This is a genomic window from Bradyrhizobium sp. 134 (assembly GCF_023074155.1).
Taxonomy (GTDB): domain Bacteria; phylum Pseudomonadota; class Alphaproteobacteria; order Rhizobiales; family Xanthobacteraceae; genus Bradyrhizobium.
Genome location: NZ_JADPKX010000050.1, coordinates 60704 through 85586, shown reverse-complemented (window position 1 = coordinate 85586; position 24883 = coordinate 60704). Strand labels below are relative to the sequence as shown.

The 24883-nt window shown below is 61.0% G+C and carries 20 protein-coding genes and 1 tRNA gene; 11 read left to right on the top strand and 10 right to left on the bottom strand.

Annotated elements, in window-relative coordinates; translation table 11 throughout:
- Positions 1-225 precede the first annotated feature (225 nt).
- Positions 226-1581: a DNA methyltransferase gene (locus IVA75_RS20675; protein ID WP_247284794.1), complete on the top strand. Its 1356-nt coding sequence runs from the start codon at positions 226-228 to the stop codon at positions 1579-1581.
- Between the two features lie 942 nt (positions 1582-2523).
- Here IVA75_RS20675 and IVA75_RS20670 read toward each other — a convergent pair.
- Both IVA75_RS20670 and IVA75_RS20665 read right to left on the bottom strand, forming a co-directional pair.
- The gene (locus IVA75_RS20670) at positions 2524-3645 is read right to left on the bottom strand and encodes a TauD/TfdA family dioxygenase (RefSeq protein WP_247284793.1); all 1122 of its coding nucleotides are present in this window, start codon (positions 3643-3645) and stop codon (positions 2524-2526) included.
- 10 nt (positions 3646-3655) lie between these two features.
- A complete protein-coding gene (locus tag IVA75_RS20665; protein WP_247284792.1) occupies positions 3656-5491 on the bottom strand; it encodes a hypothetical protein in 1836 nt (611 codons plus the stop codon).
- Between the two features lie 182 nt (positions 5492-5673).
- Between IVA75_RS20665 and IVA75_RS20660 the strand changes: the two genes are divergently transcribed.
- Positions 5674-6102, top strand: coding sequence for a DUF6641 family protein (locus IVA75_RS20660; protein ID WP_247284791.1), 429 nt, complete (start codon positions 5674-5676; stop codon positions 6100-6102).
- 523 nt (positions 6103-6625) lie between these two features.
- Here IVA75_RS20660 and IVA75_RS20655 read toward each other — a convergent pair.
- Complete coding sequence (locus IVA75_RS20655) at positions 6626-6865, bottom strand: helix-turn-helix transcriptional regulator (RefSeq protein ID WP_247284790.1); 240 nt, start codon at positions 6863-6865, stop codon at positions 6626-6628.
- 92 nt (positions 6866-6957) lie between these two features.
- On the opposite strand from IVA75_RS20655, the gene IVA75_RS20650 reads away from it, so the two are divergent.
- On the top strand, positions 6958-7428 hold the full coding sequence (locus IVA75_RS20650) for a hypothetical protein (RefSeq protein ID WP_247284789.1): 471 nt from the start codon (positions 6958-6960) through the stop codon (positions 7426-7428).
- 134 nt (positions 7429-7562) lie between these two features.
- Here the strand turns inward: IVA75_RS20650 and IVA75_RS20645 are convergent.
- A tRNA-Ser gene (locus IVA75_RS20645) sits at positions 7563-7652 on the bottom strand.
- A 196-nt stretch (positions 7653-7848) separates the two neighbouring features.
- Between IVA75_RS20645 and IVA75_RS20640 the strand changes: the two genes are divergently transcribed.
- Entirely contained in the window at positions 7849-8190 is a 342-nt protein-coding gene (locus IVA75_RS20640) for a hypothetical protein (protein WP_247284788.1), read from the top strand.
- A 50-nt stretch (positions 8191-8240) separates the two neighbouring features.
- Here IVA75_RS20640 and IVA75_RS20635 read toward each other — a convergent pair whose 3' ends face one another.
- The 3 genes from IVA75_RS20635 to IVA75_RS20625 form a co-directional block, all read right to left on the bottom strand.
- Positions 8241-9704 (bottom strand): trehalose-6-phosphate synthase, encoded by a 1464-nt coding sequence (locus tag IVA75_RS20635; protein WP_247284787.1) that lies wholly within the window; start codon positions 9702-9704, stop codon positions 8241-8243.
- 238 nt (positions 9705-9942) lie between these two features.
- The gene (gene otsB, locus IVA75_RS20630; protein WP_247284786.1) at positions 9943-10764 is read right to left on the bottom strand and encodes a trehalose-phosphatase; all 822 of its coding nucleotides are present in this window, start codon (positions 10762-10764) and stop codon (positions 9943-9945) included.
- Positions 10765-10767: 3 nt separating this feature from the next.
- Positions 10768-12255 (bottom strand): MFS transporter, encoded by a 1488-nt coding sequence (locus IVA75_RS20625; RefSeq protein ID WP_027568041.1) that lies wholly within the window; start codon positions 12253-12255, stop codon positions 10768-10770.
- 182 nt (positions 12256-12437) lie between these two features.
- On the opposite strand from IVA75_RS20625, the gene IVA75_RS20620 reads away from it, so the two are divergent.
- Positions 12438-12776: a DUF3175 domain-containing protein gene (locus tag IVA75_RS20620; RefSeq protein ID WP_027568042.1), complete on the top strand. Its 339-nt coding sequence runs from the start codon at positions 12438-12440 to the stop codon at positions 12774-12776.
- A 153-nt stretch (positions 12777-12929) separates the two neighbouring features.
- Here the strand turns inward: IVA75_RS20620 and IVA75_RS20615 are convergent, their stop codons facing one another.
- Together IVA75_RS20615 and IVA75_RS20610 are read right to left on the bottom strand one after the other, a co-directional pair.
- The gene (locus tag IVA75_RS20615) at positions 12930-14963 is read right to left on the bottom strand and encodes a HAMP domain-containing methyl-accepting chemotaxis protein (protein ID WP_247284785.1); all 2034 of its coding nucleotides are present in this window, start codon (positions 14961-14963) and stop codon (positions 12930-12932) included.
- Positions 14964-15147: 184 nt separating this feature from the next.
- Positions 15148-17187, bottom strand: a complete 2040-nt coding sequence (locus IVA75_RS20610) for a methyl-accepting chemotaxis protein (RefSeq protein WP_247284784.1) — start codon at positions 17185-17187, stop codon at positions 15148-15150.
- 351 nt (positions 17188-17538) lie between these two features.
- On the opposite strand from IVA75_RS20610, the gene IVA75_RS20605 reads away from it, so the two are divergent.
- The 4 genes from IVA75_RS20605 to IVA75_RS20590 all read left to right on the top strand — a co-directional run bounded on the left by IVA75_RS20605 (position 17539) and on the right by IVA75_RS20590 (position 22585).
- The gene (locus IVA75_RS20605) at positions 17539-18024 is read left to right on the top strand and encodes a (2Fe-2S)-binding protein (RefSeq protein WP_007599059.1); all 486 of its coding nucleotides are present in this window, start codon (positions 17539-17541) and stop codon (positions 18022-18024) included.
- A gap of 84 nt (positions 18025-18108) precedes the next feature.
- Positions 18109-20451, top strand: a complete 2343-nt coding sequence (locus IVA75_RS20600; RefSeq protein WP_247284783.1) for a xanthine dehydrogenase family protein molybdopterin-binding subunit — start codon at positions 18109-18111, stop codon at positions 20449-20451.
- A gap of 13 nt (positions 20452-20464) precedes the next feature.
- Positions 20465-21265 carry a xanthine dehydrogenase family protein subunit M gene (locus IVA75_RS20595; RefSeq protein WP_247284782.1) on the top strand — a complete coding sequence of 267 codons (801 nt, stop codon included), beginning with the start codon at positions 20465-20467 and terminating at the stop codon, positions 21263-21265.
- A gap of 207 nt (positions 21266-21472) precedes the next feature.
- Positions 21473-22585 (top strand): CaiB/BaiF CoA-transferase family protein, encoded by a 1113-nt coding sequence (locus IVA75_RS20590; protein WP_027568327.1) that lies wholly within the window; start codon positions 21473-21475, stop codon positions 22583-22585.
- Between the two features lie 193 nt (positions 22586-22778).
- Here the strand turns inward: IVA75_RS20590 and hppD are convergent, their stop codons facing one another.
- Complete coding sequence (hppD, locus tag IVA75_RS20585; protein ID WP_247284808.1) at positions 22779-23894, bottom strand: 4-hydroxyphenylpyruvate dioxygenase; 1116 nt, start codon at positions 23892-23894, stop codon at positions 22779-22781.
- Between the two features lie 121 nt (positions 23895-24015).
- Between hppD and IVA75_RS20580 the strand changes: the two genes are divergently transcribed.
- Positions 24016-24495 carry an Lrp/AsnC family transcriptional regulator gene (locus IVA75_RS20580; RefSeq protein WP_247284781.1) on the top strand — a complete coding sequence of 160 codons (480 nt, stop codon included), beginning with the start codon at positions 24016-24018 and terminating at the stop codon, positions 24493-24495.
- A gap of 75 nt (positions 24496-24570) precedes the next feature.
- Positions 24571-24882, top strand: a complete 312-nt coding sequence (locus IVA75_RS20575; protein WP_247284780.1) for a DUF1272 domain-containing protein — start codon at positions 24571-24573, stop codon at positions 24880-24882.
- The last annotated feature ends 1 nt before the right edge of the window (position 24883 follow it).

Below are 24883 nucleotides of genomic sequence, written 5' to 3'. Positions count from 1 at the left end.
ATAATCAGCCGGAGCGAGCCATGGCTGCCTGGCAAAATGGAAACGACGGTTGTTCAGGGGCTTGGACTGATGATGGAAGGGTAATTCCGTCAGCAGTGATGCGACCACTGGCTTGTGGTAAGGCCGGCTGGCGGACCGGGATAAGACTCATGAGCGACCTAAGTTTTGGTTTCGGGCACATCGCACTTGGTTTATGGATGAGGTCGGTTCGATCAAGAGGAAAAAGTGCCCAAGCAGATCATGAGGAGCCCGCCGGTCCGCAATCACTCGACTCAAGCTTCCATGGAGCTTCCGCTAGCCAGTTCGAACACCTTTGATTGGCGCTCGTTGCCAACGACGAAGGTTAGGCGACCTTCACCCAGCTCGCCCTTTAGTTGGACCTACACTTACACCGCGTTCTCTCCCGAATTCGCGCGCGCGGCCATTCGCCAGCTGTGGCACCGCTCAAGCCCCCTTGTTTTAGATCCCTTTTTGGGATCGGGGACCACGATGATAGCCGCTTACCTAGAAGGTGCGAGATCTTATGGCATCGACATAAGCCCGTTTGCGGCTTTACTGTCACGCACTCGAATTTCAACGAGAGGCGATCAACGTCAAACTAAAGCCTATCTCAAGGCTAAGCCGATATTCACGCATTCATCGCCCCCATTAACGGCGGTGCTGAGCCCTCACGATGGCGCCTACGTTTGTGGCGTAATCGGCAAGATTTGTGAAGCCCGGAAGCTGTCAGGTCCGGAACTCTGGGCGAAACTTCTTACAGACGCTGTAGGAGAGTACGACAGCGAAGTGATTGCGATTGCAAGTTTAGCGTTAGCTGCGCGAGTGGTTGCAGTTGTCGAGAGAGGAAGCAATCCCATTTGGTATCGGCCCCGCTCTGGCGTCACGGAAAACAGCACCAGCGATAGGTTCAGAGCAGCGTCTGAAGAAATAGCTGAGAAGATCATTTCCGACCTAGCCTCTATGCCTTTGAATGAGCGGCGGTTCGAGATCCGAAATGCCGACTTGCTGCACGTTAAGCGCGTTCCCAAGTTCGATATCTGCGTTACCTCCCCGCCCTATCCCAATCGCCTTGATTATGTCGTCGCCCACCTTCCCGAGCTTTCGGTGCTCCAGGTGCTGGTTGCCTTTTCACTAGATGACTTAAGAAAATTGATGATAGGGACGACAAAAATCGTCGGCAAGTTCGATTCAAACGTGCCTCAAGTGTGGGGCGAATCGGGACGCCGCGTAATGATCGCAATCGACAGCCACTCGAGCTACGCCAGCAAACGTTATTACTATCACACCTACTACAGCTATTTCGATCGGCTGCAGGCATCCCTAGTCCAGCTCTGCAACTTAATGCGGAAAGGGGCTCACGGAGTTATCGTCCTGCAAGACTCCTTCTACAAGGATATTCCAATTCCAACGGCTACCATTTGCGCTGAAATGCTCAACCACCTCAAGTGCAGCGCGGAAGTCGTGAGATCAACAAGCGTTCACACGCACATGGGTCGCTTGAGCCCAACACAAACAACGTATGCGCCAAATAAGCAGCTGAGCGAGTCCATCGTCTACTTCAAGGCCGCTGGCGATCAATAGAATCGCTTCGTTGAGTCAGGTTCTCGGAGCTCCTTCCAGTCAGGGTCAGTGAACGCACGGCAGAACGAAATATTCGGACAACGCCCGTCCTTCATCAAGAACGCGGATGAACCATCATCAGCGGGCCCTAAGCATCTTGGATGCGCCCGTTCGCAAATACTGCGTCCAATCTCCCATTCGAGGCCGTTGATCTCTGGTATCGATAGATCTGCGTAGAATGCTGTAGTCGCGAGAGCTTGACTAACAGCCTCCCGCAGCAACTTCACCAAGCGTGGTCGGGGCGCCGAATCGCGCCGAAACAAGTCCATCGTCGTGCGATGCAGCGGCGCGACCCTCCCGCTACGCAAGTAAAGCCTCATAATGTGATAATCGATAGCAGGCAGTATTTGGTCCTGGTCCAAGAAATTGGCCACGCCATCCCTAACTACGTCATGAACTAGCACATTAGATTTTTTTCTAAGCGGATCTTCTCGGAAAGCGATAAATTGATCTAAACGATAGAGCAGCCCTGACGTGCCCATCAACCGCCCTTCAGCTCTCAAAATCAGATTGTCAGCGTCTGCTCCGTACTGCTCAACAAGCACGTCGCCGACATCTCGTAACAGAAGAGCCCTCTCGGACGCCCGTATTCTTTCAGGCCGAGAATAACCGTCGAGCCAGACCTGCACTTCTCGGGCTGAAATCTTCTGCAGTGATGTCGGATCAATCTGACCCGTTTGAAATGCCGCTAATAGTCGCGAAGATAGGAAGTCCCAGTTTATCTGATGGCAAATAGCCGAAAGACATAAGCGAAACAGGAACTGCGATCGAAAGCCAAACATTTGCTGCTTCGGTCGCATTTGGGACAATACTCGCAGCGTTTTCGCTGCAGAATGGCAAGCCAGCTCGTCAATTGTGAAAGCGGGACCTGCTAAAGCCCGATCCAATTTCGGCCTGGTATAGCTAGCGCTTTCGTACATTTTCATCTCTATCGGGATCGTAGTTCCAATCTCCGTTTAGTAATTCAGTGCCAAACCTTTCTGGGAAAATCGAAGCATATTCTGGATGAATGTGCATCCCCGGAACATGCTTGTAATGAGTGTGTTCCGGCGCGCACATGAACCACTTCCGAGCAAGCACCCGCCGTTGTGCTGCTTCCGCTCCGTCGATGAATGGGGTTCGTCCGTGAACAGTCCAGTGATTTCGGCTAATGCATCCCGAACCCTTTCTATCTAAATGAAGAAATGATGATCCTCCCGCAAACGGCTCCGCACTAGAGTTAAGAAATGCAGCGGCCCGGTCGAGCGCTGCGTCTCCCGCGCGCCAACTAATTTTGTATTCTCCAGTTTGTAGCCTTAGAAACGCTTGCGGGTTGCCCTGTTCATTGACGAACAACACAGGAGTTGAGACGCGGATCGCTCCCTTACCCCGTGGGCGTAGGGCCGTTATTGCGTCAGGCAAAAAGAGACTTTCGAAAGCGCTACGGTCTTCCCTCGCCAGGAAGAGAGCAAGTAGGACAATGTTTTGGAAGTATGTGTATCCGCCAGCCAATGGTGCGGTATCGCTATACAGCATGAATGCCTCGACCGCTCCCGCGTACCCCAAACCATCATTGTGTGCGTCAAACATCTCCGATGTTTCAGCCTGTTCTCGATAGCCGGTCGATCCATCTTTGGTGTCGAGGTCGTAAATTTTTAGGGTGCCGTCCGCCGGACCGAAGCGTTTGACTGCCTCGGCGTGGCCTTCCATAGGATGGTCAACCGGATGTTTGAGCGGTAGCCGCTCAGACAGTTGGCTGGCGATGGCGAGCAACGGATGCGTATAACTACTCCGCTCATCTGGATTCATGACCAGAAAATGCGCGACTCCAAGCTCTCCGTGGAAGCCGTCTGAGATTCGACGAGCCTCTTGCTCAGAAATACATTTGTAATCCGCTATTGGCACCGGAAGCAGCGCAATCGGCTTCCGACGTGTGACATCCGGGACATCTTGGAGTGATCGATACCCCATGAGTTCCAAGGTACGGCTAATGAACCGCCCGCTTTGCGTTTGAAACGCTTGCTCTCGCTCCCGAAGCTCCGACATGATTCCTCGCTTAGTCAGCTATCAATGGTACGGACAAGTTTCCCGGAATCCGCAAACGACTTCTTAGGATTTTGTCGGCCTCGAACAAGGACGAGGCAAAGAGGTTCACCCACCTTAGGTTTCCGTCAGACTTTTGGAGAATGGGCGGCAGCGCAAACCGGCCGATGTCTTCGCTCCAGTTAGGATTATAGGCAGATGCGAATTGAAGTAGCCCAACAGCCGCAGACGGACGCAACTGATTGAAGCGGTCCCGGATCGTTCCGGCGTGCTCCGATGTTCCGAGAAGCGCGCGTAGAATGCTTCCGTCCGCAGGGCTCGCTGCGATGACCCTTTCGATCGATGCGCCCCATTCGAGCTTTCGCCAAGCCTCTAGCAGCCTTGTTAGGCGTTTGGCTCGCACTGCATACGGATGATAACCTATCGCCTCAAAGGCATTTGCAGCCAATTCTGAGCTTTCGGTTGCTTCAGCAATTCGTGCTAACGACCATTCCGAATGAGATCGTGCCAGGACTAGCAACGCTTCGGCGAAAGGCCGGTATTCGCTGCCGCCCGTCAGAAGACTACGATCTTCCAATGTTTTCCCAATCATCGCTCGGCAGACTTCCAGCGCATACTGGCAGTGAGCCATCTCAGTCTGATGTGAGATGATTGTAGGTGTAAACAATCGCTGCGCCAGCTCGATCTCAGTTTTGGCTTCTACATACAGCCCTCCTGACCTGAGGAGATTGGCAATCAGAAAGCGAGAAGTCGCCATTGCGTATGCTTCTCCTGCTGAACGAGGGGTTTCCCGTTCGCGAAGCCTATCATCCACTTCGATATGGATTTTAAGCGCCAGTTCGCTGTCTCCTCTCTTGCGAGCGAGTTCCATTTTCTCCGCAAGCAGCAGTGGAGAGAGCCTAAGGTTTTCGGATTCTGCTAGCAGGGCGTCATCGATAGCCGTTGAAGAAGTATCCTGGGATTTGAACAATCTAGCTATGATAAGGAGATATTTGCTCCAAACGACTTCCGCTGAGGATGGGTCGAATCGCTGAATAACCCGCTCTAAAAGTTCTATTGCGCGGTCCGCATCGTGCCGTTCTATCCAGCTCCGGCCTCTCGTTGCGACTAGAACTTCTGCGGAATGACTGTCACCGTTGTTTATCGCGTCCTGGAGCGCAGAGTAGTCCGCGTTCTTGTCATAAATCACTCGTTTCGCTGCAGCTTTGACAATCAGAAACGCAAGATCATCGCTGGTGCGCGGCTTAACAATGTCGATGTGACCTTTATAAAGGTCAATTTCCCGCCGAGAAGTGCGCGGCCCCTCAGCGCTCTTTTTTGAGACACAAGCATCTTGGCCGGCTGCAACGTAGGTCGTGTCCACCTTCGCTTCGCATGCTCGCTCTAGCCATTCGCCGTTGAGCGAACTGAGAAAATTCGTGTCGGGTTTGATGGCTCTGGTCTGGTGGTGCTCCAGGGAAAGAGCGTCGCTGACCGCCGCTAGTTCTGATCCTTGATGGGGAGTAGCGAAGAATACTATTCCGTTCACCCGCAAGTCTTGATGGCGAAGAATATGGTCGAGCACGCATCGCTTTCCAATGAGCCCCCCCATACTGTGGCACACGAGCAGAATCTTCTTGTAGTCAGCCCGCCTCACACTGATTTCGGTCGTCAGTCCGTCGGCGACATCCTGCGGGTTCACATACTTCTTCGACCAAAACCAACGAATGAGCCCCGTTGGGTATACGAAGAATCCAACATCCGCCCGGCTCTTTAGCTCATCGTCTTGTTCGATTAACGATTTGAAGGCGCCCCAACTGTCGGCACTACCGGCCAGGCCGTGCACAAAGAGGATCAACACCTTTTGCATACAATGAGCCTTCGAATGAATGTTAAGCATCGACGATATCAATCCGTCGGCCAGCTGAAGATGCGGGAATCGGGAAGGATTGTAGTTGCCCAGTAGAATGCTCGCAACTGGAAGTGGGCAGCATGTACAGTGTCATGAACCGGATTAAAGTAGGGCGGGTTTATCCAACAATGGAGAGCCCAATGCCGATCCTCAAGTCCCTCTCTTTCACCGCACTGGCCAAGGCTGGCAACGATCCGGTCCAGATGCGCCGGACCAAGTTCATCACCAAGCTGGAAGAGCAGAAGCTGCTCCTCGGCGATCCGAATCACGCCCGGACCGTCCAGCGCTGGACGAAGGTCAACGGCGAGCGGCAGGCAACGACGAAGCAGCAGGTCGTTCGACCCTGGTGGAAGACCGACGCGAGCGGGCAGCTGGTCATGTCCATCAAGTTCGGTTCCAAGCCGGTCGAGTTCGAGAAGGGAAAGGCCGGCATCGTCGTCGGCTCAAAGGACAAGCTGCCGGCCGTCATCGACGCCCTGATCGGGGCCGTGCGCGCTGGCGAGCTGGACGAGCACTTCAGCCAAGCAGCCAAAACCGGCGGCATCGGCAAGGCTCGTAAGGCTGCTTGAGTTTTCGGTTTGGGCTGGGCGGCTTCATGCTTCCCAGCCCATTTTTCGAGACCCCCCGGCGACGACTATGAGGCCTGGTCGCCGATCGGTTCTCGTTAAGGCTTGTACCTCACACTGCCACTAAGATTTCCGGCCAGACACGGACCGCTCCTGTGCGCATTCGTCTCCATGAGCGGTTGGAGGCGCTCGTCCGGCGCTCAGACCCAAACTGAGGAATGACAATTCTCGGACGTGAGGTGCTCGAGCCCGGTCCTTGCAACGTCGCCGTCCATGTCCGCTATACCCGGCTGTCCGCCAAGGCCGTCGGCGCGGGCAAGCATCCGTCCCCCGACGTGCTCTCGCTCGTCCAGCTTGGCTCTGAGTCCGGCATCCCATGCCCCTCGGACGAACCCATTTCGTCCAGCGATTTCGCTCATAAAGTCCCGACGAGAAGGAGCCAAGCCGGGAAGCTCCCCGGGCGCCGGTGGGTAACAGGGCTGGTCATTCCGGTGATGCCTGGGAGACGGGCGGGGCTGGAAGGGGCTCAGCCGGCCTTCCGTCGAGCACCTGTCCTTGCCGGCTTCCGAAAGAATTCGGCCGGGTCCACGTCCAGGATCTTGGCCAGCTTCTCGACGATCTCCAGGCCCACGTAGGTCACGGCCCGCTCGACCCGGCTCAGGTAGGCCCGGTCCACCCCAGCATCGTTCGCCAACCGCTCCTGGGACAGCTTCCGGTCATGCCGGATGCGCCTGAGGTTGGTCGCGAAAACTTGGCGGAGGTCCATGTACGGACCAAACCAACCTGTGGTTTATTGGCCCACGGCTTTAACGCCTCAAAAATTACTGGCCATTCCGATTCGAGGACGAGGGGGTTTCAATGAAAAAGATCAGTGCGACGTTAACCCTGCTTCTACTGCTGGGCATTCCGCTCGCGATTGCCAACATCCAAACGCTGTACGCTTGGTTTCCGGCGCTAAAGCCTGCGCTCGCAAATGCTATCGATATAGCTACCGGTTACGTTCCGCCCACGGGCCCGTCACTTAGGGTGACCCATGAGTGCAGGTATTTGGACCCGAAAGCCACCCAGTGCTGGAGCCACTTAAGGATCGTGTCGATGAACGATCAGCCGATCACTGTCGAGCAAGTTCTCGTCAACGGCAGGCCAGAGTGCATCTCCAACAACGGCCTTGCCATGTTGATGGCTGCGCAATTTATCAACATGACGGATAAGACCATCAAGACGGGAGATGCCTATGGCATCGGCTTAAGCTGTGAACCCGTAACCCTGAAAATTGTAACCGACAAAGGCAATTGGACCGGCGGTGCCGGTGATCGCAAAGGCTCCTAACGACGCACTTGCTCAGCGCCCTATGGCATGCGCAGGGCCGGACCAAGCCAAAAAGTTTTGTGGGGTGGAATGTGGGGTCAGATCTGTTCGATCCAACAAAATCGCAATCTACTCAATTAGGTGCATGGAATCGGTGGCGGAGAGAGTGGGATTCGAACCCACGGTACGGTTTCCCGCACACACGCTTTCCAAGCGTGCGCCTTAAGCCACTCGGCCATCTCTCCGGAGCGCACTCTCTTGAAGGGGCGCCGATGATTTTGCAAGGGATCGCGGGGAAATCGGGTGATTTTTCCCTAAGATATTGTATTTCATAGATAATATCAGGCGCCATCACACCGTTCGGAACCGTCCGCCGACTGAACCGGCGGCGGGTTTGGCGCGACGATTCACTCAAGACCGTCAAACACGTCCGGGGGCACCATGACCATCCGCAACACCATCGCCGCGCTGAGCCTGGTTTCGGCCGTTGGCGCCGCCTTTGCCGGACCGGCCGCCGCACAGGTCTGCACCCGACAAGGGGGCGATGTCAGCTGCGACGACGGACGGCGCGGGATGCTTTCGGGCGATGCCATCCTCTGGCCGGACGGCACGCGCTCGAGCGCGACGCCGCATCAAAGCGTCATCATCGGCAACAAGAGCTCGGTGCATGTCGGGCCCGGCGTGTTCGTCGGCCAGGGCAAGGGCATGGTGCCGCTGGACGATCCGAACGCGCCGAACAAGCGGCAGTGCGCGATTCTGGAAGGCGTGTCGTATTGCTATTGAGGCTCTCGTCTTCGGCCCTGCCCTCCCCGTAAGGAACGGGGAGAAGGAGACTAGATCAACCGCACGCCTGATATCGCCGACTTGAGCCAGCGCAGCGCTTGCGGCGGCTGTGCTGCGAGCGGCGCTACTGCAGCCTTCTCCGTCCGGCACTTCTCCAGCTCGGCAACGAAATCCGCCGACCATTGCTGGATGGTGTGGCCGCGCAGCTTCTTCATCATCGCATCCCAGCGCATCTTGCGCTCGGTGAGCGGCATCGCGGCCGCGACCGCGATCGCGCGCGCCATGCCGTCGATGTCATGCGGATTGACCAGCAGGGCGGCGTCGAGTTCGTTGGCCGCGCCGGCGAATTTCGACAGCACCAGCACGCCGGGATCGGCGGGATTTTGCGCGGCGACGTATTCCTTGGCGACAAGGTTCATGCCGTCATGCAGCGGCGTCACCACGCCGATCTGCGCGGTGCGGTAGAGACCCGCGAGCACGGCTTGGCTAAAGCCCTTGTTGAGATAGCGGATCGGTGTCCAGTCGGCCTCGCCGTGGCGGCCGTTGACGTCGGACACGAGCCGCGCGACCTCGTTCTGCAGATTGCCATAGGCTTCGATGGCCCCGCGCGAGGGATTTGCGATCTGCAACAGCGAGATGCTGCGCGAGAACTGCGGGTGCTCGGTCCAGAGCCGGTCGAACGCGCTGATGCGGTTGACGAGGCCCTTGGAGTAGTCGAGCCGATCGACGCCGATTGCGAGCCGCTCGCCGTTCAGGCTGCGGCGCAGCCGCGATACATCCGGATGCGAAGCCGACTTCGCCGCATATTGCGCGAACTTCTCGGCATCGATGCCGATCGGGAAGACCTCGCAGCGCGTTCGGCCATGCTGCGAGATCGCAACGCCGTCTTCGACGGCGAGGCCGAGTTCGCCCGCGACATAGCCGAGAAAATTCTGGCAATCGTCATGGGTCTGGAAGCCGATCAGATCGTAGGCCAACATCGCCATGATCAGCTCGCGATGATTGGGTACGCCTTGCATCACCGCCGCGACCGGCCACGGCGTATGGAGGAAGAAGCCGATCGGGTCGTCGACACCGAGGTCGCGCAGCTCCGCGCCGAGCGCGAGGAAATGGTAATCCTGCACCCAGAACGCGGTTTGTGCTTTCCGGAAACGCATCAAGGCCCGCGCCATGAAGGCGTTGACCTCGCGATAGCTGACATAGTCGTCACGCGAGACGCGGATCAGATCGCTGCGCGAGTGCAGCGCCGGCCACAGCGCCGAATTGGCAAAGCCTTCGTAATAGCCGCCATAGTGCGCCGCCGGCAGATCCAGCGTCGCGATCGCGCCAGAACCCAAAGCTTCGATCTCGGCGAACGGCTCCTTTTGATGACCATCACGCACACGGCCCGAGGAACCCACCCAGATCGCGCCCGAATGTTCCACGACAGGTAATAACGCCGCCGCGAGACCGCCCGTCATGGGCTCGTTGGGCTTGCCGCGCGCGACGCGATTCGAAACGACGACTAAGTTCACAGGTCGTCCCCTCCTGTTTCATTCCACCCCATTTAACTGCCGTTCATCAATATGGTTCCTGATCATCCTTTGCACCAATTGAAACCAAAATCGGGCGCGCGCGTTGGAACCGGTTTACCTCGAGGCAACCCGACGATTTCGCTACACAAAGTCGGCTTTGGAACCGTGACACGCGCAGCATGAAGCCGACGCGCTGGGGAATTACGCGCGCGATATGTGGCTCCGAGATGTCCGTGCCTTATTCCAACCTTGAGTCGTCGAGCAGCCGCGCGAGGAACGCGCGCACGTCGTTCGGGGCATCGAAGTGCCCGTTGACACCCATGGCGCGGCGGCCGACCGAGAAGGCGAGCCCGTTCATGTCGGGCATGATCGCGAACACGGTCTCGTCGGTGACGTCGTCGCCGATGAAGATCGGACGGCGCCCCTTGAAAGGCTCGTGCTTCATCAACTCGCGCACGCCGGTCGCCTTGGTGAAACCGGAATGCTTGATCTCGCAAACGAACTTGCCGGGCAGCACCTCGATCGGCGCATTGGGCAGGTCGGCGCGGATCAGTGAAACGGATTCATAGATCGCCTTCTCCGCATGCGGCGCAAGGCGGTAATGCAGCGCCAGCGAATAGCCCTTGTCTTCGAGCAGAATGCCGGGACTGAGCTTGGCAACCGCCGCGAGCCGCCGCTTCAACTCCTTGTCCAGCGGCGGCGCACTGACGGCATCGGCTTCATTGTCAATGGAAAGCCGCATTTCCGCGCCGTGGCCGGCGACGGCGCGAAAGACATCGGGCGCGAAGATCAGGTCGATGTCGTTGAGCGAACGGCCGCTGACCATCGCCAGCGCGCCCGACGTGCGCTCCGTCAACCGGTTCAGTGTTTCCGACAGGCCTGGCGGCACCCACACCTCGCGCGGCGTCGGCATCAGGTCGAGCAGCGTACCGTCGATGTCGAGCAGGATCGCTGTTTCATTGAGATGCGGTACGAGTGCGTGAGGCACCGGCACCGCATCGGGCGCTTCATCGTCGACCATGGCGCGCTTTTGATCCAATTCAGCCAGTTCCGATTTCATAGTCTACTCCATGGAAGCCAGCGGCCGCGCGATTTCTTCGAGCGATTTGCGCTCCGCCGAGACGGCATAGCGCCACGCCACGATCGCGGCTGCGATCATCAGGAATGCCCCCAGTAGATAGCCTGCGAACACGCTGGTGCGTGACCCCGTGTCGATCAGCGCACCGAACAACGCGGGGCCGATCACGCCGCCGATGCCGGTGCCGACCGCATAGAACACGGCGATCGCCAGCGCGCGGACCTCCAAGGGGAAAGTCTCGCTGACGGTGAGGTAGGCGGCGCTCGCGGCCGGCGAGGCAAAGAAGAAGATCACCATCCAGGCGATGGTCTGCCCCTGCGCGCTCAAGGCGCCGATCGAGAACAGATAACCCGACAGCGCCAGCAACAGGCCCGACACCCCATAGGTGAACATGATCATGGTCCGGCGGCCGAGCGTATCGAACAGGCGACCGAGCAGCAGCGGACCGAGGAAATTGCCGGCGGCGAACGGAAGCAGATACCAGCCGACATGATCGGCGCTGATGCCGTAAAAATCGGTCAACACCAGCGCAAAGGTGAAGAAGATGGCGTTGTAGAAGAAGGCCTGCGCGATCATCAGCACGAGGCCGACCATCGCCCGCTGGCGATAGACCGAGAACAGCGTGTGCACGACCTCGCGGATCGGCGTGTGACTCCGCATTTTCAGGCGGATTTTGGCGAAGCGCCCATCGCTCGTATCCTGGTCGTGTCCGAGCACCGAGCGCTCGATCTCGTCGACGATGGCGTGGGCCTGGTCGGGACGGCCGTGGATCATCAGCCAGCGCGGACTCTCCGGAATCCACATCCGCATCAAGAGCACGACGAGGCCGATAGCCGCGCCGATGAGATAAGCGAGACGCCAGCCGAGATCGGGGCCGATCACCGCGGGATCGAGCAGCACGATGGCCGCTACGGCTCCCATCGCGGCACCGATCCAGAAGCTGCCGTTGATGACGAGATCGGTCCAGCCGCGATAGCGCGCCGGCACCAGTTCCTGGATGGTCGAATTGATCGCGGTATATTCGCCGCCGATGCCGGCGCCGGTGAGGAAGCGAAACAGCGCGTAGCTCGCGACATTCCATGACAGAGCGGTCGCGGCCGTTGCCGAGAGATAGAGCGCGAGCGTGATGAAGAACAGCTTCTTGCGGCCGATGCGGTCGGTGAGCCAGCCGAAACCGAGCGCGCCGAGCACCGCGCCCGCGAGATAGGCGGAATTGGCGACGCCGAGATCGAGATTGGAAAAATGCAGGGTGGGACTTTGCTTCAGCGCGCCGGAGAGCGCGCCGGCCAGCGTCACCTCGAGGCCATCCAGAATCCAGGTGATGCCGAGCGCGAGCACGACGCGGGTGTGAAAGCCGCTCCACGGCAGCGCATCAAGTCGCGCGGGAATGCTGGTTTCGATGATGCGATCGGCCGCGGTCGCGGTGGAGACCACAGGTCCATCGTTCGGCGCTGGGCTTCGCTGCAATTCCATCGCGTTGTTGCATCTGACCAATGGACATGGCCCCGGTTCACGTGGCGTGGACGGGGGCGATCCGATCGAGGGGGTGCGGCATTCCGCCTGCCACCTGCGACAACGTCTGCGGCGAGGGCAGGTTCCCGCAGGAACGACCGTTCGCGCCGCTGGTTTTCGCTGGAGCCGCAAGGAGTTGACGCATGGCTCATGTCAGAAAGACGACACATTCTCGCAAAACAGCGGCGCGCAAGAGCACCAAACGCGCCGCACCGAAGCGCTGGTCGCAGCGCGTGACGAAGGAGAGCGACGCGCTCGACCTCAAACAAGGCGTGTTCAAGCTGACCAGCGCGAAGAAGATCGCGACCTCGTTGAAGCGCTCGGCCGAGCACAGCGCGCGCCGCAAGACCGGCGCCTACCGCTCGGCCCTGTCGATGCTGACGTTCTACATCAACCGCGCCGGCAAGACGCTGCCGCAGACGCAGCGCACGCGGCTGGAGCGGGCAAAGGTGGAGCTGAAGCGGGCATTCGGGAGGGAGTGAGTGCCACGTCGTCCTGGACAAGCGCAGCGCCGATCCAGGACCTATTACCCCAGGGAGCAATTGGCGATGACTCGGAGTGAGTAGTTCGCCCGATAACTGCTGCTTGGGCTAAGGGTCCTGGCTTTCGCCAGGACGACATTGGCGCGGATGCCCCTACGCCGCCCGGATATTGCCCATGAAGCGGTCGAGCTCGGCGCGCAGGCGGGTGCTTTCGGACGACAGCGTCTTGGCCGAGTGCAGCACCTCTTCCGAGGCCGAGCCGGTTTCGGCGGCGCCGCGGTTGACTTGGCCGATGTCGGTGGCGGCGGTCTGAGTACCCTGTGCGACGGTCTGGACGCTGCGCGCGATTTCCTGCGTCGCTGCGCCTTGCTGCTCCACTGCGCTCGCAATCGACGTCGAGATCGACGAGATCTGGCCGATGGTCGCGCCGATCTCCTTGATCGCCGCAACCGACTCGGCTGTGGCGCCTTGCATGCCCGTGATGTGCGAGGAGATCTCGTCGGTGGCCTTTGCGGTCTGGCTCGCGAGCGACTTCACTTCGCTGGCGACCACTGCAAAGCCGCGGCCGGCTTCGCCGGCGCGCGCCGCCTCGATGGTCGCGTTGAGCGCCAGAAGATTGGTCTGCTCGGCGATTGCCGTGATGAGCTTGACCACTTCGCCGATCTGCTGGGCGGCATGCGAGAGCTTGCCGATGCGGTTATCGGTCTCTTTTGCCTGCACCACGGCGGCTTCGGCAATGCGGCTGGAATCGCGCACCTGGCGGCCGATCTCCTCGACCGAAGCCGAGAGCTCTTCGGTCGCGGTCGCGACCGACTGCATGTTGCTGGAGGCCTGCTCGGAGACGTCGGCGACCTGGCTCGACAGGCTCTGCGTGGTCTCGGCAGTGCGGGTCAGCGTCGAGGCCGCCGATTCCAGCTGCACGGCGGAAGCCGAGACGTTGGAGACGATGGCGCCGACCGCGCTCTCGAAATCGTCGGCGAAACGAATCAGCTCGGAACGGCGAGCAGCGCTCGCTTCCTTGTTCTGGGCCTCGTTGGCGGCGGCGTCGCGCTCGGCCTTGGCCACGGCCTGCACCTTGAATTCTTCGACCGCGCCGGCCATCTCGCCGATCTCGTCCTTGCGCCCCAGGCCCGGCAGCACGACGTCGAAATTGCCCGCGGCAAGCTCGCGCATCGCCTTGCACATCGCGATCATCGGACGCGAAATGCCATTGCCCAGCATCCAGGCCAACGCGGCGCCAATGGCGAGGCCGCCCAGCGCCATCATCAGCATCGTCCGCTCGGTCTCGCTGATGGTGGCATTGGCGCTCACCTCGATGCGCTGCTGATCCGCCGTCAGCTCCGACCGCAGCTCACCCGAGAGCTTGAGAATGGACGCGGCCGTCTTGGTCATGTCGCCGTTCAGCTTGACGATGACCTTCACGTTCTCGGTCAGCTTCGAAAAGGAGGCGCGGTACTGCTTGAGGAGATTGCTGATCTCGGTGACGCGGTCGGTGATCTTCTGGTCGTTGGCATAGATCGAGACCAGCAAGGTCTCCAGGAATTTGATGCGGGCGGTCACGCCGTCGGCGGTCTTCGGCTCCGGCTTGGCGACGAAGGCGCTGACCGAGGTGGAAACCGCAAGGTATTGCGATGTGATGTCCTTGGCCGTGCCCTGAACCGAGTTCAGGCCCGCCAATGCCGCGGTATCGGCAAGATCGTCGAACTTGAAGCGGATCTTGTTGCCGACGCTGTTGAGCTCATCCGTCGCGATCTTGCCGTTCTCGCGCGTCAACGTGATGATCTCGCCGAACACCTTGGTAAAGCTCTTGAAGTCGGCCTCGAGCCTGCCGACCTGCTCGCGGCGCGCGGCGCCCGTGGTGGCCGCCGCAGACCTGGCGATCGCGGCCCTCAAATTCTCTTCGGCCGCTTTGGCGGCGGTCTCATCATCCGCCGCGCCGGTCAGCGTGTAGGCCCGCGCCAACCCCTGGTAGGCGATCAGCTCGCGATCGACCGTCCGCGCAAGGTCCGCTTCGGCGACGCTGGAGCGGTAGGAGGCCACGGCGGCCTGGATCCGCTCGAAGCCGAAATACGCGAAAGCCATGCTGACGGCGAGGATGGCAAGCACCGCCACGAAGCCGAGGATGATTTTTGCGCGAAAACGCAAGGTGAGCAGCTTCGATGTGGTCGGCTTCGACTTGACGGGCATTCCCCACCCCATTCCATTCGCGGAAAACCAGGCGCAGCCCGGAAGCAGCCCGCTTCCTGACGCGTGAGCACGGTAAATGGCAAAGGATAAGCGGCGGTAAATTTGTGGCGTCGCAACCGGCGGTTAGGTGACGCAGGGTCTCGTCGTCCTGGCTTTCGCCAGGACGACATTGGCGGGAATGCCTCTACGCCGCCCGGATATTGCCCATGAAGCGGTCGAGCTCGGCACGCAGGCGGGTGCTTTCGGACGACAGCGTCTTGGCCGAGTGCAGCACCTCTTCTGAGGCCGAGCCGGTTTCGGCGGCGCCGCGGTTGACCTGGCCGATGTCGGTGGCAGCGGTCTGAGTGCCCTGTGCGACGGTCTGGACGCTGCGCGCGATTTCCTGCGTCGCTGCGCCTTGCTGCTCCACTGCGCTCGCAATCGACGTCGAGATCGACGAGATCTGGCCGATGGTCGCGCCGATCTCCTTGATCGCCGCAACCGACTCGGCTGTGGCGCCTTGCATGCCCGTGATGTGCGAGGAGATCTCGTCGGTGGCCTTTGCGGTCTGGCTCGCGAGCGACTTCACTTCGCTGGCGACAACTGCAAAGCCGCGGCCGGCTTCGCCGGCGCGCGCCGCCTCGATGGTCGCGTTGAGCGCCAGAAGATTGGTCTGCTCGGCGATTGCCGTGATGAGCTTGACCACTTCGCCGATCTGCTGGGCGGCATGCGAGAGCTTGCCGATGCGGTTATCGGTCTCTTTTGCCTGCACCACGGCGGCTTCGGCAATGCGGCTGGAATCGCGCACCTGGCGGCCGATCTCCTCGACCGAAGCCGAGAGCTCTTCGGTCGCGGTCGCGACCGACTGCATGTTGCTGGAGGCCTGCTCGGAGACGTCGGCGACCTGGCTCGACAGGCTCTGCGTGGTCTCGGCAGTGCGGGTCAGCGTCGAGGCCGCCGATTCCAGCTGCACGGCGGAAGCCGAGACGTTGGAGACGATGGCACCGACCGCGCTCTCGAAATCGTCGGCGAAACGAATCAGCTCGGAACGGCGAGCAGCGCTCGCTTCCTTGTTCTGAGCTTCGTTGGCGGCGGCGTCGCGCTCGGCCTTGGCCACGGCCTGCACCTTGAATTCCTCGACAGCGCCGGCCATCTCGCCGATCTCGTCCTTGCGGCCCAGGCCCGGCAGCACGACGTCGAAATTGCCCGCGGCAAGCTCGCGCATCGCCTTGCACATCGCGATCATCGGACGCGAAATGCCGGTGCCGAGCAGGAAAGCGAGGATCGCGCCGAGCAGCGTGCCGCCGACGGCCAGCATCAGCACCAGTTGCTCGGTCTTCGCGATGGTCGCTTCCGATTCGGACTCCAGCCGCTGCTGTTCGGCAACGAGGTCCGCCTTCATGGCGGTAGCACCCTGAAGGATCGCGCCGGCCGAACCGCTCATCTCGGTGACGAGATCGTCGATCATCTTGGCGTTGGCGATCAGTTTTTCCAGCGATTCCCGATAGGCGCCGAGCAATCCTCTGGCATCCTTCAGGCCGGCGACGATCTTGTCGTCCATCGAATAGACTGCGTTGAGGGAGTTCTCGACGAATTTCAGCCGCGCCAGCGCGCTGGTAGCAATCGTCTGGTCGGACGTCAGCACGAAATTGGTCGCCGCCGCGTTCGCGGTCTGGAATTGGGCGTTGACCTGCTTGGTTCCGAACTCGATCGCCTGCGCCTCGGAATCGGAGGCATTGTTGCCGATGTCGTCGAGCTTGTATTTCAGGAGGTTGGCGTTGCGCGTGAGCTGGTTCTGCACCAGCAGCGTGCTGTCACGCTTGGCCTGGAGGACTTTTGCGAAGGTCGCGGAGAAGTTGGAAAACTCCTTGGAGAGCTTGCCCAGACTTTCCTGCCGCGCCGGCTTCTTGGCGCTCTTGACCGCCTGGTCGATGGCGCCCTTCAGGCCGGTCTCCGCGTCCAGCGCCGTCTTGGCGTCGTCCTCCTTGCCGGTGACGACGAAATATTTGACCGCCGAGCGATAGGCGAGCAGCTCCCGGTCGATATTACGGGCGAGATCGGCCTCGGTGACGCTGCTGCGGTAGGACCCGACCCCGGACGAGACCCGCTCGAAGCCAAAATAGGAGAAAGCCATGCTGCCGGCGGAGATCACCAGCACCGCGGCAAAGCCCAGAATGATCTTGGCGCGGAACCTGAGGGTCGGCATTATTGTGCGCTTCGACGACGACGCGATACGCCCGGACATTCCCACCCCCATTTTCATTCAGCCGAGATCCGGTGGCGCCCCGCCCCCTGACCTGGCTGCGCAAAACTAAGGCAGAATCGATAAGGGGCGGTAAATTCGGTGGGCCGCAGAGTTCAGGCTCTATCAGCCCAGCGAACTGAAAAGGCGAACCGCGCAAGGATATAGAGGCTGGCATCCCAGCTGCGCCCCGGCGCCGCACCCGATCTGGCCGACTCGCCCCCCCAACCAATGTTGGGCATTCTGGATCAATGACTTTTCCATGACGCGGGCGACCAAAATCGTAGTTGCAAAGTTCCGGGTCGCTGTCTCTAATTAGAAACAATCAAAATCGACCCCGGGAGGACTTCAACCGTGTCTACAGTCAAACTGACGGTGAACGGCAAGGCTGTTGCCGTTGACGTCGAGGACCGCACGCTGCTGGTTCAGCTGCTGCGCGACCACCTCAACCTCACCGGAACCCACGTCGGCTGCGACACCAGCCAGTGCGGCGCCTGCGTCGTCCATATGGACGGCAAGGCGGTCAAATCCTGCACCATGCTGGCGGGACAGGCCGACGGCGCCAGCATCACCACGATCGAAGGCATCGCCAAGGGCGACGAGCTGCACCCCATGCAGGCGGCCTTCCGCGACAATCACGGCCTGCAGTGCGGCTATTGCACGCCGGGCATGATCATGTCGGCGATCGATATCGTGCACCGCTATGGCGGCCAGCTCGACGAGGCCACCGTCCGCCACGAGCTCGAAGGCAATATCTGCCGCTGCACCGGCTACCACAACATCGTCAAAGCCGTGCTGGACGCGGCAGGCCGCATGAAGGTCTCGCAGGCGGCCGAGTAAGCGGCCCGCCTCGAAATAAGAACGATCGCCGCTGCTTTCGAGGGAAAGCGCGGTCAAGACAAATTCCGGTCGGGAGGACCAGACATGGGTGTTGAAGGCATTGGCGCGAGCGTCGTGCGCAAGGAAGACAAGCGTTTCATTACCGGCAAGGGCCGCTACGTCGACGACATCAAATTGCAGGGCATGACCCATGCCCATTTCATCCGCAGCCCGCACGCGCATGCCAAGGTGAAGGGAATCGATTCCTCCGCCGCGCTGAAGATGCCGGGCGTGGTCGCGGTGCTGACTGGACAAGAGATCGTCGACGACAAGGTCGGCAACCTCATCTGCGGCTGGGCCATCACCTCCAAGGACGGCAGCCCGATGAAGATGGGCGCATGGCCGGCGATGGCGCCGGAGACGGTGCGCTTCGTCGGTCAGGCCGTCGCGGTCGTGATCGCCGAAACCAAAAATCTCGCACGCGACGCGGCCGAAGCCGTGGTCGTGAAATACGAAGAGCTGCCCGCGGTCGCCGACGTCCACGCCGCGATCAAGTCCGACGCGCCACAGCTGCATCCCGAAGCTCCCGGCAACCAGGTCTACGACTGGGTGATCGGCGACGAGGGCGCCACCGATGCTGCCTTCGCCAAGGCCGCCAACGTGGTGAAGCTCGACGTCACCAACAACCGCCTCGCGCCGAACGCAATGGAGCCGCGCGCCGCGATCGCCGACTACGATTCAGCGGAAGAGCACTTCACGCTCTACACGACGTCGCAGAATCCGCACGTCGCCCGCCTCGTGCTGTCGGCGTTCTACAACATCGCCCCCGAGCACAAGCTGCGCGTGATCGCACCCGATGTCGGCGGCGGCTTCGGCTCGAAAATCTTCATCTATCCCGAAGAGATGGTGGCGCTGTGGGCCTCGAAAAAGGTCGGCCGTCCCGTGAAATGGACCGGCGACCGCACCGAAGCCTTCCTCACCGATGCGCATGGCCGCGACCACGTCACCCATGCCGAGATGGCGTTCGACGCCAACAACAAGATCACCGGATTGAAGGTGAAGACCTACGCCAATTTCGGCGCCTACATGTCGCTGTTCTCGTCCTCGGTGCCGACCTATCTCTACGCGACGCTGCTATCGGGCCAGTACAACATCCCGGCGATCCATGCCGAGGTTGTCGGGGTCTACACCAACACCACGCCTGTCGACGCCTACCGCGGCGCCGGCCGCCCCGAGGCAAGCTATCTGATCGAACGTCTGATGGAGACGGCGGCGCGGCAGTTGAAGGTCGATCCGGCCGCGCTGCGCCGGACCAACTTCATCACCCAGTTCCCGCACCAGACGCCGGTGATCATGGCTTATGACACCGGCGACTTTAACGCCTCGCTCGACGCCGCGATGAAGGCGATCGACTATGCCGGCTTTGCCGGGCGCAAGGCCAAGGCGAAGGCCGACGGCAAGCTGCGCGGCATTGGCGTGTCCTGCTACATCGAGGCCTGCGGCATCGCGCCGTCGAAGGCCGTCGGCAGCTTGGGCGCCGGCGTCGGTCTTTGGGAATCCGCCGAAGTCCGCGTCAACCCGGTCGGCACCATCGAGGTCCTGACGGGATCACACAGCCACGGCCAGGGTCACGAGACCACGTTCTGCCAGCTCGTTGCGGAGCGCCTCGGCGTTCCCATCAGCCAGGTCTCGATCGTCCATGGCGACACCGACAAGGTGCAGTTCGGCATGGGCACCTACGGCTCGCGCTCCGCGGCCGTCGGCCTCACCGCGATCCTGAAGGCGATGGAGAAGATGGAATCCAAAGCCAAGAAAATCGCCGCGCATGCGCTGGAAGCCTCGGAAGGCGACATCGTCATCGAGAACGGCGAGTTCAAGGTGGCCGGCACCGACAAGGCGATCGCCTTCCCGATGGTCGCGCTCGCAGCCTACACCGCGCACAATCTGCCTGACGGGATGGAGCCGGGCCTGAAGGAAAGCGCCTTCTACGACCCGACCAACTTCACCTTCCCGGCCGGCACGTATATCTGCGAGCTCGAGGTCGATCCCGGTACGGGCAAGACCTCCTTCGTCAACTTCGTCGCGGCCGACGATTTCGGCCGGCTGATCAACCCGATGATCGTCGAAGGCCAGGTCCATGGCGGTCTTGTGCAAGGCATCGGACAAGCGTTGCTCGAGCACGCGATCTACGACGCCAGCGGACAGCCGGTCACGGCCTCGTTCATGGACTACGCCATGCCGCGCGCCGACGACGTTCCCTCGTTCAACCTCTCCCACACCACGACGCTGTGCCCGGGCAATCCGCTCGGCATCAAGGGTTGCGGTGAGGCCGGCGCGATCGGCGCCTCTGCGGCCGTGATCAATGCGATCACGGACGCGATCGGCAAGAACAATCTGGAAATGCCAGCAACCCCTGACAGGGTGTGGCGCACGATCCACGCGGCTTAAGGGAGGAACGAAGATGTACCAGACCGTTTATCATCGCGCGTCCTCGGTTGACGAAGCCGTCGCCCTGTTTTCCAAGAGCAGCGAAGCAAAGTTCCTCGCCGGCGGCCAGACGCTGCTGCCGGTGATGAAGCAACGCCTCGCCAGCCCGACCGACGTCATCGACCTCGGCAAGATCAAGGAGCTGCAGGGCGTCGAGCTCTCGAGCGACGTGCTGACCATCAAGGCCGGCACGACCTATTTCGACATCATGCAGAATGCCGATGTGAAGAAGGCGATCCCCGCAATCGCCTATCTCACCTCGGTGCTCGGCGACCCCGCCGTGCGCTATCGCGGCACGATCGGCGGCTCGATCGCCAACAACGATCCCGCGGCGGATTTTCCCGCCGCGCTGCTCGCGCTTGGCGCCACCGTGAAGACCAACAAGCGGTCGATCACGGCGGATGACTTCTTCCAGGGCATGTTCACGACGGCGCTGGAGGACGGCGAGCTTATCACCGCCGTGTCGTTCCCGGTTCCGGCGAAGGCAGGCTACGAAAAGATGCGCCACCCTGCGTCTCGCTTCGCGCTGACCGGCGTGTTCGTCGCGCAGGCGAAGTCGGGCGAGATTCGGGTAGCCGCCACCGGCGCCTCGCAAAGCGGCGTGATGCGGGTCGCGGCCATCGAAACGGCGCTGAAGGCGAATTGGTCACCGTCGGCGATCGACGGCGTGAGCATCTCGGCGAGCAATCTGCTGGCCGACATCCACGGCACGGCGGAGTACCGCGCCAACCTCATCAAGGTGATGGCGCAGCGCGCGGTGGCTGCCGCACGCTGATGATCGCGCTTTAGCGCCTCAACACAAATCTTCCGCGGCGCGCACTTCGGTGCGCGCCGTTTTTATTTGGCCGTGCGGATGAAAAGCGCTTGCCTCGCTGGCGTGAAGGCGAGAAAAGTTAATCAGCCAATTAACTCGCCCGCAGAGGAATGTCCGAGGCGATTGCCGAACAACCGGCATCCGCCCGCGACCCGAGGAAACAACGACGTGCTCGACAAATCAGCCCCCACCTCCTCCGTTCGCACCTCCGGTCCGCTCGCAGGTTTCCGCATCGTCGAATTCGCCGGCATTGGACCCGGCCCGTTCGCCTGCATGTTGCTGGCCGACATGGGCGCCGAAGTCGTCACGCTCGATCGTGTCGGCGCCAGGAAGAGCATGAAGTCGGTCGCAGGCCGCGGCCGCAAGGTGGTCGAGCTCGACCTCAAGGACAAGACGGCAATCGCGGAGGTGCTGGATCTGCTTGCGAATGCCGACGCGCTGGTCGAGGGTTTCCGTCCCGGCGTCATGGAGCGGCTCGGCCTCGGGCCTGACGTCGTGCTCGCGCGCAATCCAAAGCTGGTTTACGGCCGCATGACTGGCTGGGGCCAGCAAGGCCCGCTCGCCAATGCCGCCGGCCACGACATCAACTACATCTCCATCACCGGCGCGCTCGCCGCGATCGGCACGAAGGAGGCGCCGGTGCCGCCGCTCAATTTGGTCGGCGATTTCGGCGGCGGCGCGCTCTACCTCGTCGTCGGCGTGCTTGCGGCGCTGCTGGAGGCCTCGCGGTCAGGCAAGGGTCAGGTCGTCGATGCCGCGATGTGCGACGGCGCGGCATCGCTGATGTCGTTCTTCTTCGACATGACCACGCTCGGCCGCTGGACCGAAGGCCGCAACGAGAACTTCCTCGACGGCGGCGCACATTTCTACGGCGTCTATGAATGCGCCTGCGGCCATTTCGTCTCAATCGGCTCGATCGAGCCGCAATTCTACGCGCTGCTGCGCGAGCACGCCGGCCTGACCGACGCCGATTTCGACGCGCAGATGGACCGCAAGGCCTGGCCCGCGCTGAAGGAAAAACTGAAGACGGTGTTCAAGAGCAAGACGCGCGAGGACTGGTGCAAGATCATGGAAGGCACCGACATCTGCTTTGCGCCGGTGCTGACCATGTCGGAAGCAACCGAGCATCCGCATATGGTCGCCCGACAGGTGTTCGTCGAGCGCCACGGCGTCAAGCAGCCGGCGCCGGCGCCGCGCTTTTCACGGACGCCATCGGCGGTGCGCGAGCCGGAAGGAGCGGAGATCGGCGCAGTGACGAAGGCGTGGAAGGCGGGGCGGTAGACCCCCGCCGTTACAACAACCTCCGCTGTCGTCCCGGCGAAGGCCGGGACCCATAACCACAGGGAGTGGTTTGGCGAAGACTCGGAGTTCGGTACCCTCACCGATCAGATCGATAAATCACGCGGTATATGGGTCCCGGCCTTCGCCGGGACGACACCTGTTTTGATGTGGCAGTGTACGTAAAGTGCGCGACTTACGCCGCATCCACCTTCAGCACCCCACGCCGGATCTGGTCCTCCTCGATCGATTCGAACAGCGCCTTGAAATTGCCCTCGCCAAAACCGTCGTCGCCCTTGCGCTGGATGAACTCGAAGAAGATGGGGCCGATCGCATTGGCCGAGAAGATCTGCAGCAGCACCTTGGTCTGACCGCCGTCGACCACGCCTTCGCCGTCGATCAGGATGCCGTTCTTCTGCAGGCGCGCGACGTCCTCGCCATGCTTCGGCAACCGGGCGTCGATCCGCTCGAAATAGGTCGCGGGCGGCGCCGGCATGAAGGGCAGGCCCGCTTCGCGCAAGTCCTCGATGGTGCGGTGGATGTCGCGGCAGCCGCAGGCGATGTGCTGGATGCCTTCGCCGCGATACATATTGAGATATTCCTCGATCTGGCCGGAATCGCCGGCGTCCTCGTTGATCGGAATCCGGATCTTGCCGTCAGGGCTCGTCAGCGCGCGCGAGAACAGGCCTGAGGCGCGGCCCTCGATGTCGAAGAAGCGGATCTGGCGGAAATTGAAGAGCTTCTCGTAGAAGCTGGTCCACACGTCCATGCGGCCGCGATGAACGTTGTGGGTGAGGTGATCGAGATAGAACAGGCCGGCACCGGCGGGATGCGGATCGCGCGCGCCGAGCCATACGAACTCGTTGTCATAGGCCGAACCCTTGGCGCCGTAGCGATCGACGAAATAGAGCAGGCTGCCGCCGATGCCCTTGATCGCGGGGACATCGAGCGTCTTCTGCGCGGAAGACACATCGGCAGGTTCGGCACCGAGCAAGATCGCGCGGTCATAGGCCTTCCTCGCATCGACGACGCGAAACGCCATTGACGGCGCACAGGGGCCGTGGGCGGCGACGAAATCGTGACCGTGGGTGCCGGGCTCCTCGTTGACGAGATAATTGATGTCGCCCTGGCGATAGACCGTGATCTTCTTCGTTCCGTGGTGCGCGACGGCCGCATAGCCCATCAGCTTGAACAGGGCGTGCAACTGTTCCGGATCGGGATGCGCATATTCGACGAACTCGAACCCGTCGGTGCCCATCGGATTGTCGGCGCTAATTGTGGCCGGCGGTGCATCGTGCGGAAACGGGCCCATGGTGCTCTCCCAAATTGCTGTTGCCATGAACTATCCTTCATGCCGCCTGCAATGAGCGTGCAAATGGGACGTCATTTGGTTATCCTGCGCATGATCTGTGCATAAAACGGGACAATTGCGCATGACTTTGGTGGATGCCTTCGACCTCAAGATCCTGGGCGCGCTGCAGGACGACGGCCGCCTCACCAACCAGGAACTGGCCGACCTCGCGGGACTCTCGGCCTCGCAATGCTCGCGGCGGCGGATGCGGCTGGAGGAGGAGAAGATAATATCAGGCTATCACGCCGATCTCTCCAGCGAGGCCCTCGGCTTCGGCGTGGTCGCCTTCATCCAGGTGACGCTGGCGACCCACTCACCAGACAATTCGAAACGCTTCCGAACGCTGGTCAATCGAATCGACGAGATCCAGGAGGCCTATTCGCTCACGGGCGACGCCGACTATGTGCTGAAAGCCGTGTTGCGCGACCTGAAGGGTCTCTCCAATCTCGTCAACGACGTGCTGATGCCGCACCAGAGCGTGGCGCATGTGCGCTCATCGATCGTGCTCGACAGGCTGAAGGAAAGCACGCGTCTGCCGCTGAAGGAAATCAAGCCCGGCTGAAATCGAGGGAAATCCGGCATTCGCGTTGCGCGTGCGATCTGCGATGATCCCCGCCAAATCTGCGGAGACTGAGCCATGGCCCTCCAGCTTCGACCGAACTGCGAATATTGCGACCGCGACCTGGCGCCAAACGCAACCGATGCGCGGATCTGCTCCTATGAATGCACGTTCTGCGCCGACTGCGTGGAGACGAAGCTCTCCAACGTCTGCCCGAACTGCGGCGGAGGTTTTGCGCCGCGACCGATCAGGCCAACGCAGGAGTGGCGACCAGGCGTGTGCACGACGAAGCAGGCGCCGTCGGACAAGCGGGTGCATCTGAAATACAGCCTGGAGGACGTCGCGGCGCATTGCGCGCGGGTCAAGGATGTACCGTCGGAGAAGCGGTGAA